Origin of the sequence: Burkholderia sp. Bp8991 (genome assembly GCF_003853795.1) — a bacterium.
Classification (GTDB): domain Bacteria; phylum Pseudomonadota; class Gammaproteobacteria; order Burkholderiales; family Burkholderiaceae; genus Burkholderia.
In genome coordinates this window covers 270,939-277,142 of record NZ_QTQJ01000005.1, presented here as the reverse complement: position 1 = coordinate 277,142, position 6,204 = coordinate 270,939, and the positions used below count along the sequence as shown (strand labels likewise).

The window sequence follows — 6,204 nt, the reverse complement described above, 5'->3', positions numbered from 1 at the left end:
CAGGCGCTGTCGCAGCTGTCGGAAGCCGCGCAGCAGACGGCCGAATCGCTGCGCCAGTCGTCGCAGGCGATCGACGACCTCACGCTCGTCGCGAACCAGTTGCGCACCAGCGTGTCGCGCTTCAAGGTCGACGCGTGACGCGCGTCGAGTCGCACGGCGCCGCGCACGCGCTGTTCCTGATGTTCGAGCTCGACGGCGAGCGCTACGCGCTCGACGCGGCCGACATCGACGAGGTGTTGCCGCTCGCGACCGCCAAGGCCGTGCCCGGCGCGCCCGAATGGATCGCCGGGCTGCTGATGCGCGGCGGCCAGCCGGTGCCCGTGATCGATGTGCCGATGCTCGCGCTCGGACGGCGCGCGCATGCGTTGCGTTCGACGCGGCTGGTGATGGTCCGCTACCGCGCCGGGCAGCTCGACCGCGAGCGCGTGATCGGCCTGATCATCGAGCGCGCGACGCAGACGCTGCGGATCGACCGCACGGCGTTCCGCGCCAGCGGCGTATCGACCGCGCGCACGCGCTGGCTCGGGCGCGTCGCGAACACGCCCGACGGGATCGTGCAGCAGGTCTCGGTGTCCGACCTGATCGACGACGTTGCGCGCCTGTATCTGTTCGACGGCCTGCCGGGCCACGGAGGGGAATCCGCATGAAAGAGTCCGATTCGCGATTTCGCGGCTGGCTGCTGCGCGAGACCGGCATCGACCCCGATTCGCTCGGCAACGATTTTCTGAGCCGCGCGCTGACGGAGCGCGTGCAGGTGCTGCAGGGCGACGGCGAGCGGCTGCCGTCGGCGGCGCGGCCGCCCGTCACGCCGGAAGCGCTCGACGCGTACTGGCAGCACCTCAACGCGTCGGCCGACGAACGGCGCGCGCTGATCGAGCTGTTCATCGTGCCGGAGACGTGGTTCTTCCGCGATCGCGAGGCGTTCGCGACGCTCGCGCGGCACGCGGCCGAGCGGCTCGCCGCGACGCCCGGGCGCGTGATCCGCGTGCTGAGCGCGCCGTGCTCGACCGGCGAGGAGCCGTATTCGGCGGCGATGGCGCTGCTCGACGCCGGGCTCGAGCCGGCCAGCTTCACGATCGACGCGCTCGACCTGAGCCCGCGCGCGATCGAACAGGCGCGGCTCGGCTGCTACGGGCGCAATGCGTTTCGCGGCACGGCGACCGAGTTCCGCGGCCGCTACTTCACGCCGGTCGCCGACGGCTGGCTGCTCGACGAGCGCGTGCGCGCGTGCGTGCAGTTTCGCCAGGCGAACCTGATCGAACCGGGCACCGATACGGGCATCCGCTACGATTTCGTGTTCTGCCGCAACGTGCTGATCTATTTCGACCGCGACGCGCAGGACCGGGTGATCGGTTCGCTCGAAAGCGCGCTCGCCGACGACGGCATGTTGTTCGTCGGGCCGGCCGAAACGGGCGTCGCGATGCGGCACGGGATGCGTTCGGCCCGCGTGCCGCTCGCGTTCGCGTTTCATCGCGGGCGCGATGGCGCCGCGGCGGACGGGTACGCGGCCCGCCATGCGGCGCCGATACCCGCGATTGCGCCGTACCGGCGCGCCGAGCGTTTCGCCGTGGCGCCGCCGGCTGCGACGCGCCCGCTGCTGGCCGTCGTCCCGCCGGCGTGGAGCGATGCCGCGCCGTCGCGCGCTGCCTTTGAACCGGCCGGGCGACCGACGGCGTTCGGGCCGCGGGCCGACGCGCGCGTCGATCCGCTGGGCGATGCGGCGAACGTGGCCGACACGCCCGCGCCCGCGCCGGCGGCCGCCGACGGCGCCGCGCCGACGCTCGAGGAAGCGCAGGCGCTGGCCAATGCGGGCGCATTCGACGAGGCCGAGCGCGTGCTCGCGCAGTTCTCCGCGCACGCCGGGCCGCACGCCGACGCGTTCTACCTGAACGGGCTGATCGCGGATGCGCGCGGGCGGGTCGCGGAAGCGGGCGATTTCTACCGGAAGGCGCTGTATCTGCGGCCGACGCACCACGAAGCGCTGACGCATCTCGCGACCTTGCTGGACGTCGGCGGCGACGGCGCCGGCGCGCAATGGCTGCTCGAGCGTGCGCGGCGCTCGGCCGGATAATGAGAGTACGGGTTGGGAGCCGACATCGGGATGACCGAGGAACGAATGAACCGCGACGCCGTTGCCACTGACGACACGACGATCGGCGTCGACGATTGCTGGAACCGGATCGGCACGCACGGCGACCGCTCGTGCGAGCGGCTGGCCGATTGCCTGCGCTGCCTGAACTGCCCGGTCTACGCGTATCACGCGGCGAAACTGCTCGAACGCCCGCTTGGCGCCGCCGAGCTGGCCGACGCCACGCAGCGGATCAGCGCGTTCGACGCGACCCGCGCGCACGGCGACGACGATACGCATCAGGCGGCACTGGCGTTTCGCGTCGCCGACGAATGGCTCGCGCTGCCGATCGGCGTGCTGCGCGAGATTGCCGGCACGCGTCCGATCCATTCGCTGCCGCATCGTCGCCATTCGGCCGTGCGCGGCGTGGTCAACATTCGCGGCACGCTGCGCATCGCGATCTCGATCGGCGCGCTGCTCGGCCTCGACGCGGGCAAGGGCCGCGAGGGTGGCGCGGACGGCCGTTTCACGCGGCTGCTGGTCGCCGCGCACCAGGGCGAGCCGGTGGTGTTCCCGGTCGACGAAGTCGAGGGCGTGCTGCGCTTCGGCGCATCCGAATGGGTGCCCGTGCCGGCGACGGTCGGGCGCGCGAGCGCCGGCCTGTCGCGCGGCGTGCTGTCGTGGCGCGGCAAGTCGATCGGCTTGCTCGACGACGATCGGCTGTTCGACGCCGTGACACGGAGCATGCGATGAGCGGCGATGACGATCTGAGCCAACTGTCGCTGCTCGAGCTGTATCGCGAGGAGACGCGCACGCAGACCCAGGCGCTGTCCGAGCGCCTGCTCGCGCTCGAATCGGGCGAGCCCGACTCCGTCGCGCTCGAGGCGTGCATGCGCGCCGCACATTCGCTGAAGGGCGCCGCGCGCATCGTCGGCGTGCCGCTCGGCGTCGACATCGCGGGGCGCATGGAAGAATGCTTCGTCGCGGCGCAGGCCGGTACGATCGCGCTGACGGCCACGCATGTCGACGTGCTGCTGGCCGGCGTCGACCTGCTGGTGCGCGTCGCCGATCCGCAGGCGCAGCCCGTGTCGCCGGCGGAGATCGAGGCGTTCGCGCTGGCGCTGACGGGCGCCGACGGCGCGCACGCGATGCCGGCACCGGCTTTCGCGCCGCCGCCGGCGGCCGCGGCGCCGTCCGTCGTGCCGTCTCGCGAGCACGACGGCGCCGCGAACGAGCCCGTGGGGGCCGGCGCCGCGGTGCCGCCGCTCGCGCTGCCGGCGGCCGTGCCCGATCCGGTCCAGGCCGGCCGCGCGGCCGGCGCGGGCGCGATGCGCCGCGTGCGGGCCGATACGCTGAACCGGCTGCTGAGCCTGTCCGGCGAGTCGCTCGTCGAATCGCGCTGGCTCAAGCCGTTCGCGGAGTCGATGCTGCGCGTGAAGCGCGCGCAGCGCGACGCGGCCCGTTCGCTCGATCTGTTGTACGAACAGTTTGCCGACGATCTCGACGCGGGCGTGCTCGCATCGGTGAACGAAGTGCGGCACATGCTCAACGACCTGCAGCGTTCGCTCGCCGAGCGCATGGACGAATTCGACCGCTTCGAGCGGCGCAGCACGCATATCGCCGAACAGCTGTACGACGAGGCGCTGCAGTGCCGGATGCGGCCGTTCGGCGACGCGACGCGCGCGTATCCGCGGATCGTCCGCGATCTCGCGCGCTCGCTCGGCAAGCAGGTGCGCTTCTCGATCGTCGGCGAAGGCACGCAGGTCGACCGCGACATTCTCGACCTGCTCGACGCACCGCTCGGCCACCTGCTGCGCAACGCGATCGACCACGGTGTCGAAGCGCCCGACGCTCGCCTCGCGCGCGGCAAGCCGGCCGAGGCGAGCGTGACGCTCGAAGCGCGGCATAGCGCCGGCTCGCTGCTCGTCAGCGTGATCGACGACGGGCCGGGCGTCGACATGGATGCGTTGCGCGCTGCGGTGGTGCGCCAGCGCCTGACCGACGACGAGACGGCCGCGCGGCTGTCCGATCCCGAACTGCTCGAATTCCTGCTGCTGCCGGGCTTCTCGATGCGCGATGCGGTGACCGACGTGTCGGGGCGCGGCGTCGGCCTCGACGCGGTGCAGGAGATGGTGCGCGGCGTGCGCGGCGCGGTGCGCATCTTCAACGAGCCCGGCGCGGGCATGCGCTTCGTGCTGCAGTTGCCGCTCACGCTGTCGGTGATCCGCAGCCTGCTGGTCGAGGTCGGCGGCGAGCCGTACGCGTTCCCGCTCGCGCACGTGCGCCGCACGCTCGAACTGTCGCACGACGACATCGACGTGCTCGAAGGCCAGCCGCATTTTCCGTTCGACGGCCGGCGCGCGGGCCTCGTCGCCGCGCACCAGCTGCTCGATGCCGGCGAGCCCGGCGTCGCGCGCGCGAGCACGGCGGTCGTGGTCGTCGGTGGCGAGCCCGAGCTCTACGGTGTCGCCGTCGACCGCTTCCTCGGCGAACGGATGCTCGTCGTGCAGCCGCTCGACAGCCGCCTGCACAAGATCCAGAACATCGCGGCCGGTGCGTTGCTCGAGAACGGAGACCCGGTGCTGATCGTCGATGTCGAGGACCTGATCCGCTCCGTCGACAAGCTCGTGCGCGGCGGACAGCTCGCGAAACTCACGCGCGACCGGCAGCTCGCGCTCGCCGACCGGCGCCGCCGCGTGCTCGTCGTCGACGATTCGCTGACGGTGCGCGAGCTCGAGCGCAAGCTGCTGGAAAAGCGCGGCTACGACGTGACCATCGCGGTCGACGGGATGGACGGCTGGAATGCGGTGCGCAGCGACGCGTTCGACCTGGTCGTCACCGACGTCGACATGCCGCGCATGGACGGGATCGAACTCGTCACGCTGATCAAGGGCGATCCGACGCTCAAGCGCGTGCCGGTGATGATCGTGTCGTACAAGGATCGCGACGAGGATCGCCGGCGCGGGCTCGATGCCGGTGCCGACTACTACCTCGCGAAGAGCAGTTTCCACGACGAGGCGCTGCTAGACGCGGTGCACGACCTGATCGGGGACGCACGCGGATGAACATCGGCATCGTCAACGATCTGCCGCTTGCCGTCGAGGCGCTGCGCCGCGTGATCGCGCTGCGCACGGATCACCGCGTGCTGTGGGTGGCGACCGATGGCGACGAGGCAGTGGATTTCTGCGTCGCGCATCCGCCCGATCTCGTGCTGATGGATCTCGTGATGCCGAAGCTCGACGGCGTGGCCGCGACCCGGCAGATCATGGCGCGCGCGCCGTGCGCGATCCTGATCGTGACCGCGAGCGTCAGCGCGAACACGTCGTCGGTCTACGAGGCGATGGGGGCCGGCGCGCTCGACGCGGTCGACACGCCGACGCTCGCGCTCGGCCTGCCGTCGGATGCGGCGCCGCAGCCGCTGCTCGCGAAGATCGACCAGATCGGCCGGCTGCTCGAAAGCCGGACCACGACGCTCGTGCCGCCCGGGCCGGCACCCGCGCGCGGCCAGCCGACGCTGATCGCGATCGGCGCGTCGGCGGGCGGCCCGACCGCGCTCACCGCGCTGTTGCGCGCGCTGCCGGCCGATTTTCCGGCTGCGCTCGTGATCGTCCAGCACGTCGACCAGGCGTTCGCGGTCGGCATGGCGGAGTGGCTCGACGGCTATACGCGGCTGCCCGTGCGCGTCGCGCGGCAGGGCAGCGTGCCGCAGGCGGGCGAGGTGCTGCTCGCGGCGACCAACGATCACCTGTACATCTCGCCGCGCGGCGTGCTCGGCTATACGCGGCATCCGGCCGAGACGCCGTACCGGCCGTCGATCGACGTGTTCTTCAACAGCGTCGCCGACGGCTGGGAGGGCGACGCGCTCGGCGTGCTGCTGACCGGGATGGGGCGCGATGGCGCGCTCGGGTTGAAGGCGATGCGCGCGAAGGGGTGCTACACGATCGCGCAGGACGCGGCGACGAGCGCCGTCTACGGGATGCCGAAGGCGGCCGCGGCGATCGGCGCGGCGTCGGCGATCCTGCCGCTCGACCGGATCGCGCCGCAACTGATTTCACGCGTGACGCGCATGCCGCTCGACTGACGGCGCGCCGCGGCCCCGGCGGGGCCGCATTGCGCGCGCCGCGCGGCGTCGCGTA

At 72.1% G+C, this 6,204-nt stretch carries 5 protein-coding genes; all 5 read left to right on the top strand.

Translation table 11 applies throughout. The annotated features are described in order from the left end of the window. Window positions 1-134 precede the first annotated feature (134 nt). From DIE02_RS08505 to DIE02_RS08485, 5 genes are read left to right on the top strand one after another with little or no spacing between them, the layout of a single operon-like run. Window positions 135-647, top strand: coding sequence for a chemotaxis protein CheW (locus tag DIE02_RS08505; RefSeq protein WP_124486486.1), 513 nt, complete (start codon window positions 135-137; stop codon window positions 645-647). Continuing rightward, window positions 644-2,071: a protein-glutamate O-methyltransferase CheR gene (locus DIE02_RS08500; RefSeq protein ID WP_124486485.1), complete on the top strand. Its 1,428-nt coding sequence runs from the start codon at window positions 644-646 to the stop codon at window positions 2,069-2,071. The genes DIE02_RS08505 and DIE02_RS08500 overlap by 4 nt, the downstream gene beginning before the upstream one ends. A 45-nt stretch (window positions 2,072-2,116) precedes the next feature. Continuing rightward, window positions 2,117-2,821 carry a chemotaxis protein CheW gene (locus DIE02_RS08495; protein WP_044849304.1) on the top strand — a complete coding sequence of 235 codons (705 nt, stop codon included), beginning with the start codon at window positions 2,117-2,119 and terminating at the stop codon, window positions 2,819-2,821. Continuing rightward, window positions 2,818-5,133, top strand: coding sequence for a hybrid sensor histidine kinase/response regulator (locus tag DIE02_RS08490; protein WP_124486484.1), 2,316 nt, complete (start codon window positions 2,818-2,820; stop codon window positions 5,131-5,133). The genes DIE02_RS08495 and DIE02_RS08490 overlap by 4 nt, the downstream gene beginning before the upstream one ends. Next, window positions 5,130-6,149 carry a chemotaxis response regulator protein-glutamate methylesterase gene (locus DIE02_RS08485; RefSeq protein WP_044846626.1) on the top strand — a complete coding sequence of 340 codons (1,020 nt, stop codon included), beginning with the start codon at window positions 5,130-5,132 and terminating at the stop codon, window positions 6,147-6,149. Before DIE02_RS08490 ends, DIE02_RS08485 begins: the two co-directional genes overlap by 4 nt. The last annotated feature ends 55 nt before the right edge of the window (window positions 6,150-6,204 follow it).

Coding starts and splice junctions, on each gene's coding strand:
- DIE02_RS08500 (WP_124486485.1), top strand. CDS start 644: ATGAAAGAGTCCGATTCGCGATTTCGCGGCTGGCTGCTGCGCGAGACC.
- DIE02_RS08495 (WP_044849304.1), top strand. CDS start 2,117: ATGAACCGCGACGCCGTTGCCACTGACGACACGACGATCGGCGTCGAC.
- DIE02_RS08490 (WP_124486484.1), top strand. CDS start 2,818: ATGAGCGGCGATGACGATCTGAGCCAACTGTCGCTGCTCGAGCTGTAT.
- DIE02_RS08485 (WP_044846626.1), top strand. CDS start 5,130: ATGAACATCGGCATCGTCAACGATCTGCCGCTTGCCGTCGAGGCGCTG.